At 66.5% G+C, this 15529-nt stretch carries 13 protein-coding genes and 1 pseudogene; all 14 read left to right on the top strand.

Going from position 1 to position 15529, the window contains the following annotated elements; all coding sequences use genetic code 11:
* Positions 1–139 precede the first annotated feature (139 nt).
* The 14 genes and pseudogenes from CRO50_RS12300 to CRO50_RS12235 all read left to right on the top strand — a co-directional run bounded on the left by CRO50_RS12300 (position 140) and on the right by CRO50_RS12235 (position 15472).
* Positions 140–1054: a LysR family transcriptional regulator gene (locus CRO50_RS12300; protein ID WP_097146215.1), complete on the top strand. Its 915-nt coding sequence runs from the start codon at positions 140–142 to the stop codon at positions 1052–1054.
* A gap of 163 nt (positions 1055–1217) precedes the next feature.
* Complete coding sequence (locus CRO50_RS12295; RefSeq protein WP_097146214.1) at positions 1218–2240, top strand: ABC transporter substrate-binding protein; 1023 nt, start codon at positions 1218–1220, stop codon at positions 2238–2240.
* 28 nt (positions 2241–2268) lie between these two features.
* Positions 2269–3054, top strand: a complete 786-nt coding sequence (locus CRO50_RS12290; RefSeq protein ID WP_198431816.1) for an ABC transporter ATP-binding protein — start codon at positions 2269–2271, stop codon at positions 3052–3054.
* Positions 3051–3824 (top strand): ABC transporter permease, encoded by a 774-nt coding sequence (locus CRO50_RS12285; protein ID WP_097146213.1) that lies wholly within the window; start codon positions 3051–3053, stop codon positions 3822–3824. Before CRO50_RS12290 ends, CRO50_RS12285 begins: the two co-directional genes overlap by 4 nt.
* Before the next feature lie 230 nt (positions 3825–4054).
* Entirely contained in the window at positions 4055–4567 is a 513-nt protein-coding gene (locus tag CRO50_RS12280) for a DinB family protein (protein ID WP_097146212.1), read from the top strand.
* Positions 4568–4602: 35 nt separating this feature from the next.
* The gene (acuI, locus tag CRO50_RS12275; protein ID WP_097146211.1) at positions 4603–5598 is read left to right on the top strand and encodes an acryloyl-CoA reductase; all 996 of its coding nucleotides are present in this window, start codon (positions 4603–4605) and stop codon (positions 5596–5598) included.
* Between the two features lie 265 nt (positions 5599–5863).
* A complete protein-coding gene (locus CRO50_RS12270) occupies positions 5864–6280 on the top strand; it encodes a universal stress protein (protein ID WP_179747265.1) in 417 nt (138 codons plus the stop codon).
* A 12-nt stretch (positions 6281–6292) separates the two neighbouring features.
* Positions 6293–7936 carry a BCCT family transporter gene (locus tag CRO50_RS12265; RefSeq protein ID WP_097146210.1) on the top strand — a complete coding sequence of 548 codons (1644 nt, stop codon included), beginning with the start codon at positions 6293–6295 and terminating at the stop codon, positions 7934–7936.
* A 177-nt stretch (positions 7937–8113) separates the two neighbouring features.
* Complete coding sequence (locus CRO50_RS12260) at positions 8114–9529, top strand: cryptochrome/photolyase family protein (protein WP_097146209.1); 1416 nt, start codon at positions 8114–8116, stop codon at positions 9527–9529.
* Positions 9530–9575: 46 nt separating this feature from the next.
* Positions 9576–9881, top strand: a pseudogene (locus CRO50_RS12255) (FAD-binding domain-containing protein); the annotation flags it as partial.
* 389 nt (positions 9882–10270) lie between these two features.
* A complete protein-coding gene (locus CRO50_RS12250) occupies positions 10271–10717 on the top strand; it encodes a TrgA family protein (RefSeq protein ID WP_097146207.1) in 447 nt (148 codons plus the stop codon).
* Between the two features lie 14 nt (positions 10718–10731).
* The gene (locus CRO50_RS12245; RefSeq protein ID WP_097146206.1) at positions 10732–11859 is read left to right on the top strand and encodes an NUDIX domain-containing protein; all 1128 of its coding nucleotides are present in this window, start codon (positions 10732–10734) and stop codon (positions 11857–11859) included.
* Between the two features lie 57 nt (positions 11860–11916).
* A complete protein-coding gene (locus CRO50_RS12240) occupies positions 11917–12954 on the top strand; it encodes a cysteine synthase A (protein WP_097146205.1) in 1038 nt (345 codons plus the stop codon).
* Between the two features lie 4 nt (positions 12955–12958).
* Positions 12959–15472 (top strand): DUF3772 domain-containing protein, encoded by a 2514-nt coding sequence (locus tag CRO50_RS12235; RefSeq protein WP_097146204.1) that lies wholly within the window; start codon positions 12959–12961, stop codon positions 15470–15472.
* The last annotated feature ends 57 nt before the right edge of the window (positions 15473–15529 follow it).

Raw genomic sequence — 15529 nt, 5'->3', positions numbered from 1 at the left:
GGGCGTCTCCTTCGATCTGACCTGGCGGGTATGGCGGTCCTGAGCGCTCAGGGAAATTGCCGTTTTGCGGTGCAACACATCGAAAAATGTGTACGGTCTGCCGCAAGGCCCCGGTGCACGGGGCGAAGGAGAGCCGCCCATGCACAACCGTTCCCTGCGCTACATTGATGCCGTTGCCCGCCATGGCTCGATCCGTGCCGCCGCCGAAGCGGTGAACGTCGCGCCCTCGGCCATCAACCGCTACGTGCTGGAGCTCGAGGCCGACCTCGGCGTGCCGCTTTTCGAGCGTCTGCCGCGCGGCATGCGGCCGACGGCGGCCGGAGAGATCCTGCTGATGCACATCCGCGGCACGCTGAGGGAATACGACCGCGCGGTGTCCGAGATCGGCCAGCTGAAGACCGGCACGCGGGGGCAGGTGACCATCGCCTCGGTGGCCAGCCCGCTTTGGGGTCTGTTGCCAGCGGCCATCGACACCTTCTCGCAGCGCTACCCGCGGGTCGAGTTCTTCGTGCGCGAGTTCGACATGGACCAATGCGTCCGCGAGGTGGTCGAGGACCGGGCCGACCTCTGCCTGATCTTCAATCCGCCGCCGCGCCTTTCGTTGCGCCAGGTGGCGGGGGCGGATTTCCCGCTGGGGGTCATCGCCGCGCCGGATCACCCGATCACACAGAGAAAGACCGCCAAGCTGGACCACCTGCTGGGCTACGAGCTGGTGCTGCCAGACGGCTCGACCTCCATCGCGCGCGAGATCGACCACGTTCTGGAAACCCGTGACCTGCGGCTGAAGGCGCAGTTCGTCTCGTCCTCGGTGGCCTACATGATCGCCCATGCGGCGCGGGGCGGGGCCCTTGGCATCATGACCCCGGTGGGGATCGAGGACTACCTGCGCGACGGACGGCTTGTCTTCCTGCCGCTCACCGATCACGGAATCCGCCCGCAGCGGCTGATCGCCGGGGCGGCGGATGCGGCGGTCTCGGTCGCCGCCGCCAACTTCAGCCGCCACCTGCGCGGCCACCTCCAGGCCTGGGCCGAGACCGGAGATCTTCCGGCCTGACCCCCGTACCGTACTAAAAATTAGAACGCATCAGTCCAATTTATGCTCTGGATGCGTTGTCAGTGCGATGGTTCTCTACGCCCATGCAAGGTTCCGGCCGGCCCAGGAGACGGGCTTGGCCGGTTCCGGTGCGGATAGAACCAACCAATGGACGGGACTTCTCATGTATCTTGGCAGGAAAGCCATTCCCCTGATCTCTGCCCTTGCCCTGAGCGCAAGCGCCTTTGCCGCGCAGGCCGAGACCGATCTGAAATTCGCCCTCGACTGGCGCTATGAAGGCCCCGCCGCAGGCTTCCTGCTGGCCGAGGACATGGGCTTCTTCGCCGAAGAGGGCCTGAACGTCACGATCGACACCGGCACCGGCTCGGTCAACACCATCCCGCGCGTGGCCTCGGGGCTCTACGACATGGGCTTCGGTGACATGAACAGCCTGATCAAGTTCCTCGACGCGGACCCGGCCCAGCCGGTGACCGGCGTGGCCATGGTCTATGACAAGCCCACCTTCGCCATCGTCGGGCGCAAGTCGCTTGGCATCACCGAGGATCCGAAGTCCGTCGAGGGCAAGACCCTGGGCGCTCCGCCGCCCGATGGCGCCTTTGCCCAATGGCCGATCTTCCAGGAAGTGGCCGGCATCGACACCTCGACCGTCACCGTCGAATCCATCGGCTTCCCGGTGCGTGAGCCGATGCTGGCCAATGGCGATGTGGACGGCGTCTTCGGTTTCGCCTTCTCGGTCATCCTGAACCTCAAGGCCCAGGGCACGCCGGAAGAGGATATCGTCAACATCCTGATGGCCGACCACGGGCTCGAGCTCTACGGCAACGCGATCCTCGCCAACGAGACCTTCGCCGCCGAGAACCCCGAAGCCGTCACCGGCTTCCTGCGCGCCGTGATCAAGGGCTTCGCCGCCGCGATCGAAGACCCGGCTGCAGGTGCCGCCGCCGTCGTCGCCCGTGATGCGACCCTGGACCCCGCCGTCGAGGAAGAGCGCCTGCAGATGGCCATCGACATGAACATCAACACCCCCTGGGCACAGGAAAACGGCATGGGCGGTATCGACGCGGCCCGTCTGGATGCCTCCTTCGAGGCGCTGAAAGCGCCCATGGGCCTGACCGGCGCCGTCGGCCCCGCGGATGTCTTCGACAGCTCCTTCCTGCCTGCGGCGGAAGAGCGGATGCTGCCGTAAGGCACCCTTCGACCCGGAAAGACTGCATATGCATCTTGTGAATATTGATGACGTCGAGATGCGCTACGGGGGGCCGGAAGGCACCCTGGCGGTCTCGGGGTTGAACGTGAAAATGGACCGCGGCGAGTTTGTCGCCGTGGTCGGCCCCTCGGGCTGTGGCAAGTCCACCCTTATGAAACTGACCACCGGCCTGCAGCGCCCCCAGAAGGGCGCTGTCGTCGTGGCGGGGCAGGAGGTGACCAAGCCGATCTCGATCGTCGGCATGGCCTTCCAGAACCCGATCATGCTGCCCTGGCGCACCACGCTCGACAATATCCTGCTGCCGCTGGAGATCGTCGAGAAACACCGCCGCCGCATCCGCACGCACCGCAAGGAATACATCGAGAAGGCCGAGCACCTGCTGGAGCTCGTCGGTCTCAAGGGCTTCGGCCCCAAGTATCCCTGGCAGCTGTCGGGCGGCATGCAGCAGCGCGCCAACCTCTGCCGCGCGCTGATCCACGAGCCCGAGCTTCTGATGCTGGACGAGCCCTTCGGTGCGCTCGACGCCTTCACCCGCGAAGAGCTCTGGTGCGTGATCCGCGACCTGCATGCCAGCAGCGACGTGACGGTGATGCTGGTGACCCATGACCTGCGCGAAAGCGCCTTCCTGGCGGATCGCATCCTGGTGCTCTCGGCCCGGCCTGGCCGGGTCATCGCCGATCACCGGGTGCCCTTCGAGCGCCCGCGCGAGCTGGATCTGCTCTTCGACAACGACTTCAACCACCTGGTGCAGGACCTGCATTCCGAGATCGCCCGCGCGAGGGACGCCGCATGAGCGCGCAGAAGAAGGGGCTGACCTTCATCCAGCTTGCCCCCTGGATCTATACCGCCGCGCTTTTCGCCCTGTGGGAGGCTGCGGTCTGGCTCTTCGATCTGCCGGTGACCTTCCTGCCCGCGCCCTCGCGCATTGCCGAGGCCATCGTGCAATACTGGGGTGCGATCTGGTCGAACTCCCTGCAGACGCTCTACACCACTCTGCTGGGCTTCGCGCTGGCCATGGTCGGCGGGCTCGCCATCGGGCTTCTGATCGGCTGGTCGCGCTCGATCTATGCCGGTCTCTACCCGCTGATGATCGGCTTCAACGCCATCCCGAAGGTGGCCGTGGTGCCGATTCTCATCATCTGGTTCGGCATCGGCTCGGTGCCCGCGATCATCACCGCCTTCCTGATCTCGTTCTTCCCGATCGTGGTCAACGTGGCCACGGGCCTTGCCACCATCGAGCCCGAGACCGAGGACATCCTGCGCGCCCTCGGCGCCAAGAAGATGGACATCATGATCAAGGTCGGCATCCCGCGCTCGATGCCCTACTTCTTCGCCTCGCTGAAGGTGGCGATCACCCTGGCCTTCGTCGGCTCGGTGCTGTCGGAGACCGTGGGCTCTAACAATGGTCTGGGCAACATGATGGCGGCGGCGCAGAGCCGTTTCAACGTGCCGTTGGTCTTCGCGGGCCTTGTCATGCTCGCCATAGAGGGCATCGTCATGTACGCGATCATGGCCTGGATCGAGCGCCGCATGACCGGCTGGGCACACCGCTCGTCGATGTAGTGAGACCCGTCTCGGAAACGCTCCGGGGGAGCGTGTCAGGGTCGAACGGGCGGAGCCCTGACCCGCGCAGGACAGGCTCCCGGCGACACATCGCCAACGGTCCTTAGGCAAGGACTGACAGAAGCGGCGGGGCCGGTCCGGGTCCGCCGCTTTTTCTGTCGCAGGGAAGGGGGCTTGCATTCGGCGCGGCGGCGCGTTGATATCCGGTCACGACGCGACGGGAGGCCAAGATGATCAGCCCCGAATATTGCTGTACCATGGCGCAGTACAACGCCTGGCAGAATCGCCAGGCCGGCGCCGCCATGGCGAAGCTTTCGCCCGATGAGCTGAGCCTTGACCGTGGCGCCTTCTTCGGCTCGATCCTGGGCACGGCGAACCACCTCCTGTGGGGCGACACCATCTGGATGTCGCGCTTCGCCGGTCTGCCCGCACCCTCCGTTGGTATCAAGGAGAGTGCGAAGCTCCACGGCACCCTGGCCGAATGGCAGGCCGAGCGCTTTCGCATGGACGGTCATATCCAGGTCTGGGCCGAGGGCCTGGGCGCGCTGGATCTGACCGGCGCGCTGACCTGGTTCTCGGGCGCGGCACAACGCGAGATCAGCAAGCCCCTGGCGACGCTGATCCTGCATTTCTTCAACCACCAGACCCATCACCGTGGACAGATCCACGCGATGCTGACCGCCGCCGGGCAGAACCCCGGCGATACCGACCTGTTCCTTATGCCCGAGACCGGGCGAGGTTGAGACGGCCCCAAGAGGAGGGGGAGAAAGGGAGTGAGATGTTCAAGGCCTTGATGATGGAGAAGCCCGAGGGCGCGGAGGAGGCGCAGGCCGTGATCCGCGAGATCTCGGAAGCGGACCTGCCGGCTGGCGAGGTGCTGGTGGCGGTCGAATATTCGACCGTCAACTACAAGGACGGGCTCTGCCTGTCGGCCAAGGGCGGCGGGTTGGTGCGCAACTACCCCCATGTGCCCGGCATCGACTTCGCCGGCACGGTCGAGGCCTCGGACGATCCGCGCTACAGCCCCGGCGACAAGGTGGTGCTGACCGGCTGGCGGGTCGGCGAGGCCTATTGGGGCGGCTACGCGCAGAAGGCGCGGGTGAAGGCCGACTGGCTGGTGCCGCTGCCCGAGGGGCTGACCCCGCGTGAGGCCATGGCGGTCGGCACCGCCGGTTTCACTGCCATGCTGGCGGTGATGGCACTTGAGGACCACGGGCTGGTGCCGGGCAAGGGCCCGGTGCTGGTGACCGGGGCCGCCGGTGGCGTGGGCTCGGTCGCCACGGCGATCCTGGGGCACCTGGGCTACGAGGTGGCCGCCGTCACCGGACGGCCCGAGACCGCCGACTACCTGACCGCGCTCGGAGCCACGCAGATCGTGCCCCGCGCCGATCTGGCCGAGACCGTGAAGCGGCCCTTGGAAAGCGAGACCTGGGCCGGCTGCGTCGACGCCGTCGGTGGCGAGATGCTGGCCCGTGTGCTGGGCCAGATGTCCTATGGCGCCTCGGTCGCCGCCGTGGGTCTGGCGGGGGGCTCCAAGCTGCCTGCCACGGTCATTCCCTTCCTGCTGCGCGGCGTGAACCTGCTGGGCATCGACAGCGTGATGCAGCCCTACGAGAACCGCCTGCGCGCCTGGGAACGGGTGGCGCGGGACCTGCCGATGGCCAAGCTCGAGGGCATGATCCAGCCCGCGACGCTGGAGGATCTGCCGAAGCTGGGCGCCGAGATCCTCTCGGGCCAGGTCAAGGGCCGCGTCGTCGTCGACCTGGGCGCCTGAGCCCCCGCTTCCGGCCGGAAATGTACCGAAAGGGCCTCGCGCATGCGGGGCCCTTTCAGGTTGCACCCGAGGGAATTACCCGTTCTGGTAGAGCTGCGGGCAAGGAGCGACGTGGAAATGTCGTTTTTGCGCGCAAAGGCAGCGCGTCACGTCCTTGTCACGGCGTGAAACGTCCTAGTCTTTGCCCAGGGGCAATACCGCCCCGCAGCGGTTCGGGACCAGATCCCGCCAAGAGAACCCTGCACGGAACGAGAAGGAGGTCAGAATGTACACCAAGATCATGGTGCCGGTGGATCTCGCCCATGTCGACAAGCTGGAGAAATCCCTGAGCACCGCGGCCAAGCTCGCGGATAGCTTCGGGGCATCGCTTGTCTACGTGGGCGTTACATCGGCGCTTCCCGGCTCGATGGGGCATACGCCCGACGAGTACCGCGAGAAGCTGGAGGACTTCGCCAAGGCCGAAGGCCTGTCCCATGGTGTCAGCACCGAGGCCCTTGCCAAGCTGGACCCGGATGTCACCGCCGACCTCAACCGCGCCCTGCTGGAAGCGGTCGACGAATGCGGCGCCGACCTGGTGGTCATGGAAAGCCACGTGCCCAACATCACCGATTACATCTGGCCCTCCCACGGGGGGCACCTGGCGAGCCACGCCAAGGTATCCGTGATGATCGTGCGCGGCTGAGGGAGAATAGAAATGAGTGACGATATCGACGAACAGGGTATCCCGGCTCCGGAAGGGGCGGCGGATATCATCGACACCGAATACGAGATCGGTCAGGACAATATCGACGGCCAGGTCGGGCCCTTCGGCTTCGACATCCACAACCCGGTGTTCCTGGTCTCGGGACTGGCGGTTGTGGCCTTCGTCTTCTACACGCTGGCGCTGCCGGAACAGGCCGGCACCGCCTTCTCATGGCTCTTCGGAGCGGTGACCAAGGGCTTTGACTGGTTCTTCCTCGGCGCCGCCAACATCTTCGTGCTGTTCTGCCTGCTGCTGATCGTGACCCCGCTGGGTTCGGTCCGCCTCGGTGGGGCAGAGGCGACGCCCGATTACAGCTACATCGGCTGGTTCGCCATGCTCTTTGCCGCCGGTATGGGCATCGGGCTGATGTTCTACGGCGTCTCGGAACCGATGAGCCACTTCTCCAGCTCCCTGGGCGGCACCGCCGCAGAGGGCGGCGTACGCACCGACTGGGCCCCCCTGGGTGCCGCGGCAGGTGACGAGGCCGCGGCCATCCGGCTGGGCATGGCGGCGACGATCTTCCACTGGGGGCTGCACCCCTGGGCGATCTATGCCGTGGTGGCGCTGGCGCTGGCGCTCTTCAGCTACAACAAGGGTCTGCCCCTGACCATCCGCTCGGCCTTCTACCCGGTCCTGGGCGAACGCGTCTGGGGATGGTGGGGCCATTGCATCGACATCCTCGCGGTCTTCGCCACGCTCTTCGGCCTGGCCACCTCGCTTGGTTTCGGCGCGACGCAGGCCAACGCCGGCCTGGCCGAGCTCTTCGGCATCCCGGTCAACGACACCGTCGAGGTTCTGCTGATCACCGGGATCACCGCCATCGCCCTGATCTCGGTGCTGCGTGGTCTCGACGGCGGGGTGAAGATCCTGTCCGAGATCAACATGGGCCTGGCCTTCCTGCTGCTGCTCTTCGTGCTGATCGCAGGGCCGACGCTGGCCATTCTGACGGGCTTTGCCGACTACCTGGTGGCCTATGTGGAGTACCTGCCGGCGCTGTCGAACCCGGTGGGCCGTGAGGACGTCAACTTCATGCAGGGCTGGACCAGCTTCTATTGGGCCTGGTGGATCTCCTGGAGCCCCTTCGTCGGCATGTTCATCGCCCGTGTCTCGCGCGGTCGTTCGGTGCGCGAATTCGTCATCTGCGTGCTGCTGATCCCCTCGCTGGTCTGCGTCCTGTGGATGTCGGTCTTCGGCGGCGTGGCGATCCAGCAGGTCGTGCAGGACGGCTACACCGCGGCGCAGGACGCCGATCTGCCGGTGCAGCTGTTCAAGATGCTCGACGCGCTGCCGCTGGCGGGGATCACCTCGCTGATCGGCATCGTGCTGGTGATCGTCTTCTTCGTCACCTCCTCGGACTCCGGTTCGCTGGTGATCGACACGATCACCGCGGGCGGCAAGGTCGATGCGCCGGTGCCCCAGCGGGTCTTCTGGTGCATCTTCGAGGGCGCCGTGGCCATCGTGCTGCTGCTCTCGGCCGGGGGCTTGGCATCGCTGCAATCCATGGTGATCTCGACGGGTCTGCCCTTCACCATCGTTCTGCTGGTGATGTGCTTCGCCATCTGGCGTGGCCTGCGGGCTGAGCGCAACGGAAGCTGAGGCTTGCGACCGCGAGGCGCCCCATTGGCGCCTGGCACCTGAAAGAACAAGAGGGGCGGCGCGTCATTCCGGCGCGCCGCCCCTTCGTCTCTCTGCCCCGCGCAATCGCCCTGATGCGGGCCGCTGCGAGTGATCCGCAAGGCTTGCGCCTGCGTAATCTCCGCACAAGGAGACCCAATGCCAGATCCCTGCCTTCTGTGGCTGCGCCGCGACCTGCGGCTTGCCGATCATCCCGCGCTCTGCGAGGCCATCTCCCGCGGCGCGCCGGTCATTCCCATCTACATCCGCGATGACAGCGTTACCCGGCTGGGCGCCGCCCCGGCGCTGCGGCTTGAGCTGGGCCTCGCGGCGCTCCAGTCCGAGCTCGAGGCGCTCGGCGCGCGGCTGATCCTGCGCACGGGCGATGCGCTGGAGGTCCTGAACGAGCTTGTGGCCGAGACCGGCGCAGGCGCGGTCCACTGGCAGCGGCTTTACGATCCGGCCGCGATCCGCCGCGACAGCGCGGTGAAGACCGGGCTCTCGGAGGCAGGCGTAACCGCGCGCAGCTTCGCCGGACATCTGCTGTTCGAGCCCTGGCAGGTGGAGACAGGGCAGGGGAGCTACTACAAGGTCTACTCGCCCTTCTGGAAGGCGGTGCGCGGCCGCGACCCCGGCGCGCCCCTCGCCGCGCCTTCCAGCTGGCCCGCGCCCGAGGACTGGCCTGACAGCGAGCGGCTGGAGGACTGGCAGCTTTCGGCGCCGATGCGTCGCGGGAGGTCGGTGGTGGCCTCTCATGTCCGGGCGGGCAGCAGCGCGGCGATGGCGCAGCTCGACAGTTTCGTCGCCGACCGGATCGACCGCTACGGGGCAGAGCGTGATTTCCCCGACCGCCCGGCCACCTCGGACCTGTCGCACCACCTGACCGTCGGAGAGATCTCTGCACGCCAGTGCTGGCAGGCAGGATGGCGGGCTCTGGAAGAGGGCAAGGCCGGGGCCGAGACCTTCCTGAAAGAGCTGGTGTGGCGCGAGTTTGCCTACCACCTGATGTACCACACCCCCCATATCCTGGAGCAGAGCTGGCGCGACGGCTGGGAGGCCTTCCCCTGGCAGGCCGACGAGGACGCGCGGGTGCTGGCCTGGAAGCAGGGCCGCACCGGGGTGCCATTGGTCGATGCGGCGATGCGGGAGCTCTTCGTCACCGGGCGGATGCACAACCGAGCGCGGATGATCACCGCCTCTTATCTGACGAAGCATCTGCTGGTGCATTGGCGGATCGGCCAGGCCTGGTTCGAGGATTGCCTGGTCGACTGGGACCCGGCCTCCAATGCCATGGGCTGGCAATGGGTGGCGGGCTGCGGACCGGATGCCTCCCCCTACTTCCGTATCTTCAACCCCGAGACCCAGGCCGAGAAATTCGACCCCGAGGCGCTCTACCGCCACCGCTGGCTGGCCGAAGGGCAGGCAAAGCCCTCGCCCGAGGCGCTGCAGTTCTACGAGGCGGCGCCGCTGTCCTGGGACCTGTCGCCCGAGGATGCGGTGCCGGCGCCTCTGGTGGGATTGAAGGAAGGGCGTGAGAAGGCGCTGGAGGCCTATGAGGTCGTGCGGTCCGGATAGCCGGAGGAGGTTGGTGCGCCGGGTGAGTATTCATGTTTAATGCATTTGGGACCCGGCCTCCAATGCCATGGGCTGGCAATGGGTGGCGGGCTGCGGCCCGGATGCCTCCCCCTACTTCCGCATCTTCAACCCCGCGACCCAGGCCGAGAAATTCGACCCCGAGGCCCTCTACCGCCACCGCTGGCTGGCCGAAGGGCAGGCAAAGCCCTCGCCCGAGGCGCTGCAGTTCTACGAGGCCGCGCCGCTGTCCTGGGACCTGTCCCCCGAGGATGCGGTGCCCGCGCCTCTGGTGGGATTGAAGGAAGGGCGTGAGAAGGCGCTGGAGGCCTATGAGGTCGTGCGGTCCGGGTAGAAGGAGGAGGTTGGCGCGCCGGGTGAGCGTGCATGTTTAATGCATTGTACCTAAACGGAAATATAGGTTTCTTAATGCATTGGTTGAGCTTTGTTGCGCCATGGTCCAGGCCGCCCGACGCGGCCGGAGCCGCAGGTGTTTGTGCCTGCCAATTCAGCTTTGAGATGTGCTCAGGATCGGAAAGCCGACTGCGGATCGGGCTGATCCAATGGTCATCCATCGCCTGAATTGGCCCCGATTTGGCCATATTCGTATAGGCTTATGCCATACCGTGCAGGGCCCGCGCGAATGCCGTTCAATTGCGAATGGCGAAACCTGCGACTTGCCATCTTCACCGCGAAGATGCGAAGTCTTCTGGCCGGGCAGGAAGAAATGGGTGAGGGCAGCATATGTTCACCATGGGCAAGGTGAGTGCGGCAGTGGTCTTGGGGGGCACCGGGTATCTGGTGGCCACTCAGGTCATGGATGTCTGGGAGGAAGAGTTCCGTTTCGGCTACTTCCCCTGGGTGAGCCTGGGCATCGGGCTCTGGGCCGGCTGGACCATCATCGGCCGCCGCATCTCGGGGCGGTCCAACCTGTCCCATGTGGTGGCCTACGGGCTGACCGGTATGCTGATCATGGTGCTCATGGGGCTCTTCATCTTCGCCGGCAACGAGGCCCTGCGAAAGGCGCTCGGCCGGCGCTATGACAACCCCGCCGAGGCGATCGTCGACATCTTCCCGATCGCCGGCGACTGGGGCATGAACCTGCTGCATCCGCATATCCTTGCCACACTGGTGGCGGGTGGGGTGCTGGCCGCCCTGGCGGCGCGCGTCATCGACCGGATCTGGAAGTGAGGCCGGGGCGCGAGATGGGCACAAATCTCTTCATCTATGGCCCCCTTTGCATCCCGGTGATGATGCAGATCGTCGCCGGATGCCGCCCGCAGGAGGAACCGGCGTTCCTCGAGGGCTACCGCGTGGCCCCGCGCCAGCCTGACGGGGTGCCGCTGCTGGTCCAGGCACCGGGCGAGGTGGCCGAGGGGATGCTTCTGCGCGGGGCGAGCGACGAGATGGTCGAACGGATCGCCCATTTCGCCGATGCCCATGGGCTCGAGCCCGCCTCGCTTTTGATTTCCGCGCCCGAGGGGCCTCTGCGGGCCATGGCGTTTCGCGGCCAGACCGGGCGCTGGCCCGTGGCACCGGGCAATTGGTCGGCCGCCACCTGGGCCGAGGTCGCGGGCGAGGAAGCCTGCCATGCGGCCCATGAAATCATGAAGTTGCGCGGCCGTTTCTCGGGCGAGGCGCTGCGCTTCCGGCTGGGACAGATCCGTGCCCGCGCGGCCTCTCGCGTCGCGGCGCTGCATGAGCAGGTACCGCATCGGGTGGGCAGGGGGCCAAAGGACCCCTGGGTCGAGGAGATCGGCCAGCGCGATGACCACGCGGGCTGGTATTTCACCCGCACCTTCGATCTGCGCCACCAGACCTTCGCCGGGATGGGCTCGCCCCAGATCCGCCGCGAGGTGCTGCTGGCCCCGGATGCGGCCATCGTGCTGCCCTATGACCCAGAGCGCGACAGCGTGCTGCTGGTCGAGCAGTTCCGCCTGGGCCCCTACGGGCGCGGCGAAATGCTGCCCTGGATGCTGGAGCCCGTGGCAGGCCGCCTTGATCCGGGCGAGAGCCCCGAGGATTGCGCTCGCCGCGAGGCGCGCGAAGAGGCCGGGGTGGCGCTCGGCGCGCTGCATCATGTCGCCGGATGCTACCCCAGCCCCGGTTGCAGCACCGAGTTCCACCATTGTTTCATTGGGATCTGCGAGCTGCCGGAGATCGGCCAATATGGCGGCGGGCTGGCCGAAGAAGTCGAGGACATCCGGACCCATATCCTGCCTTTCGACAGGGCCATGGAATTGATGTCCTCGGGCGAGGCCAGAAACGCGCCGCTTATCCTCTCGCTGCTCTGGCTTGCGGGCAAGCGTTCCGAGTTGCGGGGGGCCGCTTGAGTTGCCCCCCCGTCGCGGATACATCTGGGCCAACTAGAGTTTGGAAGGATATCCCCGATGCATATCGCTCAGGACCTGGCACAGGCGGTCGGCAACACGCCCCTGATCAAGCTGCGCCGCGCCAGCGAGGAGACCGGCTGCACCATTTTGGGCAAGGCGGAGTTCCTAAACCCCGGACAATCGGTGAAGGACCGGGCGGCCCTGTTCATCATCAAGGATGCCATCGCCCGCGGTAAGCTGGCTCCGGGCGGCACCATCGTCGAGGGCACCGCCGGCAACACCGGCATCGGCCTCGCGCTGGTCGGTGCCTCCATGGGCTTCAAGACGGTCATCGTCATCCCCGAGACCCAGAGCCAGGAAAAGAAGGACATGATCCGCCTGGCCGGTGCGGAACTGGTGCAAGTGCCTGCTGCGCCCTATAAAAATCCGAACAATTATGTCCGCTATTCGGCACGGCTGGCCGAGGAGCTTGCCAAAACGGAACCGAATGGTGTGATCTGGGCAAACCAGTTCGACAACGTCGCCAACCGTCAGGCGCATGTGGAAACCACCGGCCCCGAGATCTGGGAACAGACCGACGGCAAGGTCGACGGCTTCGTCGCCTCGGTGGGCTCTGGCGGGACGCTGGCCGGCGTGGCCATGGCGCTGCAGCCCAAGGGCGTGAAAGTGGCGCTGGCCGATCCCTCGGGCTCTGCCATGTACAACCACTACACCAATGGCGAGCTGCGCGCCGAGGGCACCTCGATCACCGAGGGGATCGGCCAGGGCCGGGTGACCGCGAACCTCGAAGGTTTCACCCCCGACTTCGCCTACCAGATCCCCGACAGTGAATCGCTGCCGCTGGTCTTCGACCTGCTGGCGCAGGAGGGGCTCTGCCTCGGTGGTTCGACCGGGGTCAACATCGCCGGCGCCATCCGCATGGCGAAGGAGATGGGTCCGGGTCACACCATCGTGACCGTGCTCTGCGACTACGGCAACCGCTACCAGTCGAAGCTCTTCAACCCCGAGTTCCTGCGCGCCAAGGGTCTGCCGACCCCGTCCTGGCTGACCGAGGCGCCGCGCTCGATCCCCGGTGTGTTCTCGGACGAGGAGTAACCTGATGCAGGCAGCGCGCAGAGGCGTCACCGTGGCCTTGCCGATCCATCGCCCCGGCGCGCTGCTTCGTCTTTTCGTCCTGATACTGACCGCCCTGGCATTCTGCTGGGGCGCACCGCTTTCTGCCCAGGAGGGGCAGGGCAGCCCTGCCGCGCTCTCCGCCGAGGATATCTCGGCCTGGGAAGCGGTCGCCACCCGCGCCGAAGATGCCATCGAGAGCGATCGGGCGTCGGATGCGGCCTTTGAAGAGCTCAGGTCGCAGCTGGCCGGCTGGCGCAGCCGCTTCGAGGCGGCGCGCAGTGCCAATTCCGCCGCCATCAGCGCCGTCGAGGCGCAGATCGACACCCTGGGGCCGGTGCCCGAAAGCGGGGAAGAGCCGCAGGCGGTGGCCGAGCAACGCGCCATGCTGGAAGAGCGGCGGTCCGAGTTGCAGGAACCCGTGCGGCGCGCCGAGATCGCCTTCAGCCGCGCCGATGCGCTGATCCGTTCCATCGACACCAGCCTGCGCGCCCGCCAGGCCAAGGCGCTGTTGCGGCTCGGGCCCTCGCCGCTGGACCCGACCAACTGGCCCGGCGCGCTGGACGACCTGGGCGGCTTCCTGCGCGCCATCGGTGTCGATGTGCGGGATCACTGGAAGACCCCGGTGCAGCGCGACATCTTCCGCCAGAACCTGCCCGTGGTCATCTTCCTGGTCATTCTGGCGCTTGTGCTGGTCGCCCGAGGCCGCGGCTGGATCGAGACCCTGGCCCTTCGTCTGCTCGACCAGGAGCGCTCGGCCGCACGCTGGCTGGTCTCCTTCATCGTTTCCCTGGGCCAGATCCTGCTGCCGGTGCTGGGGCTGGTGCTTCTATCCACAGCCGCGATCTCGAGCGGGCTCCTGGGCACGCGGGGCGAGACCATGATCTCGGCGCTGCCCGGTGCTGGTTTCATGATCTTCGCCACCCGCTGGCTGGGCGATTTCGTCTTCCCAGTCTCGGAGCGTTCGGGCCTGATGCTGGCTCTCAGCCAGTCGCAGCGCCGCGAGGGGCGGGTCTATGCCAATGTGCTGGGGCTTCTGCTGGGCGTCTACTGGCTGGCACAGGAAGCCAGCGACCTCGAGGACTGGCCCGCCCGGACCACCAATGTGCTGATCTTCCCGCTGCTGGTGGTGCTGGGGCTCTTCCTGCTGCGGATCTCGCGCTTCCTGATCCTGCATGGTCGTGCCGAGGCCGAAGAGAGCGACGGCAGCACCAGCTTCCGCCAGCAGCTGGTGTTCTTCCTTGGCCAGTCGGTGGCCGTGCTTGCCGTCCTTGGGCCGGCCCTGGCCGCGATCGGCTACTTCCACGCCGGCACCGCGCTGGTGCTGCAGATGTTCTACTCGCTCGAACTGCTGGCACTGGTGTTGATCCTGCAGAAGGCCTTCGTCGAGATCTTCGTGGTGGTGACGGGCGACCGCACGCGGGCCTCCGAGTCGCTCTTGCCGGTGATCATCGCCTTCGTGCTGAACCTCATCGCCTTGCCCTTCCTGGCGCTGATCTGGGGCGCCCGGCAGACCGACCTGTCAGAGCTCTGGACCAAGTTCCGCGCCGGCTTCACGGTCGGAGAGACCCATATCTCTCCCAGTGACTTCCTGCTCTTCATCCTGGTCTTCGTGCTGGGTTACGGGCTGACGCGCCTCGTGCAGGGCGCCATGCGCACTTCGGTCCTGCCCAAGACGCGACTGGATATCGGCGGGCAGAACGCGGTGATCTCGGGGCTGGGCTATGTCGGCATCTTCCTCGCCGCGCTCATCGCCATCACCTCTGCCGGCATCGACCTGTCGTCGCTGGCCATCGTCGCCGGCGCCTTGTCGGTCGGCGTCGGTTTCGGCCTGCAGACCATCGTGTCGAACTTCGTCTCGGGCATCATCCTGCTGATCGAGCGGCCGATTTCCGAAGGCGACTGGATCGAAGTGGGCGGCGAGATGGGCTTTGTCCGCTCGATCTCGGTGCGCTCGACGCGGATCGAAACCTTCGACCGGACCGATGTGATCGTGCCCAATGCCGATCTGATCTCGGGCAAGGTGACCAACTGGACCCGTGGTAACCTGATCGGTCGCCTGATCGTGCCCGTGGGCGTGGGCTATGGCAGCGACACCCGGCATGTGGCGAAGATCCTGCAGGAGATCGCCGAAGAGCAGCCCCTGGTGCTGCTGAACCCGCCGCCCGGCGTTATCTTCACCGCTTTCGGGGCGGATTCGCTGAACTTCGAGATCCGCGCCATCCTGCGGGACGTGACCCAGATCCTCGTGGTCCAGACCGAGATCCTGCACCGCATTGCCGAACGCTTCTCGGAAGAGGGCATCGAGATCCCCTTCGCGCAGCGCGATATCTGGCTGCGCAATCCCGAGGCGCTGCAACCGAAACAGGACACCCCATCGAAGGGACCCGTGGCAAGCCAGCCCTCCGAACCGACCTCCGCAACGCCCCCGACGGGCCCCGCGCCGAGCCATCTGCGCGACCCGGACGCGGGCGGAGAGGGCGACGGCGGGGACCGTTGACAGCCCCATTCGGCTGCGCCGCGAAGTCATCGGAAAAACCTTCGTTTTTTTGTCCGA

Source organism: Pseudooceanicola antarcticus, assembly GCF_900215355.1.
Taxonomy (GTDB): domain Bacteria; phylum Pseudomonadota; class Alphaproteobacteria; order Rhodobacterales; family Rhodobacteraceae; genus Pseudooceanicola; species Pseudooceanicola antarcticus.
Note: the sequence above shows the minus strand (reverse complement) of the source record. Positions and strands in the feature narration are given on the sequence as shown.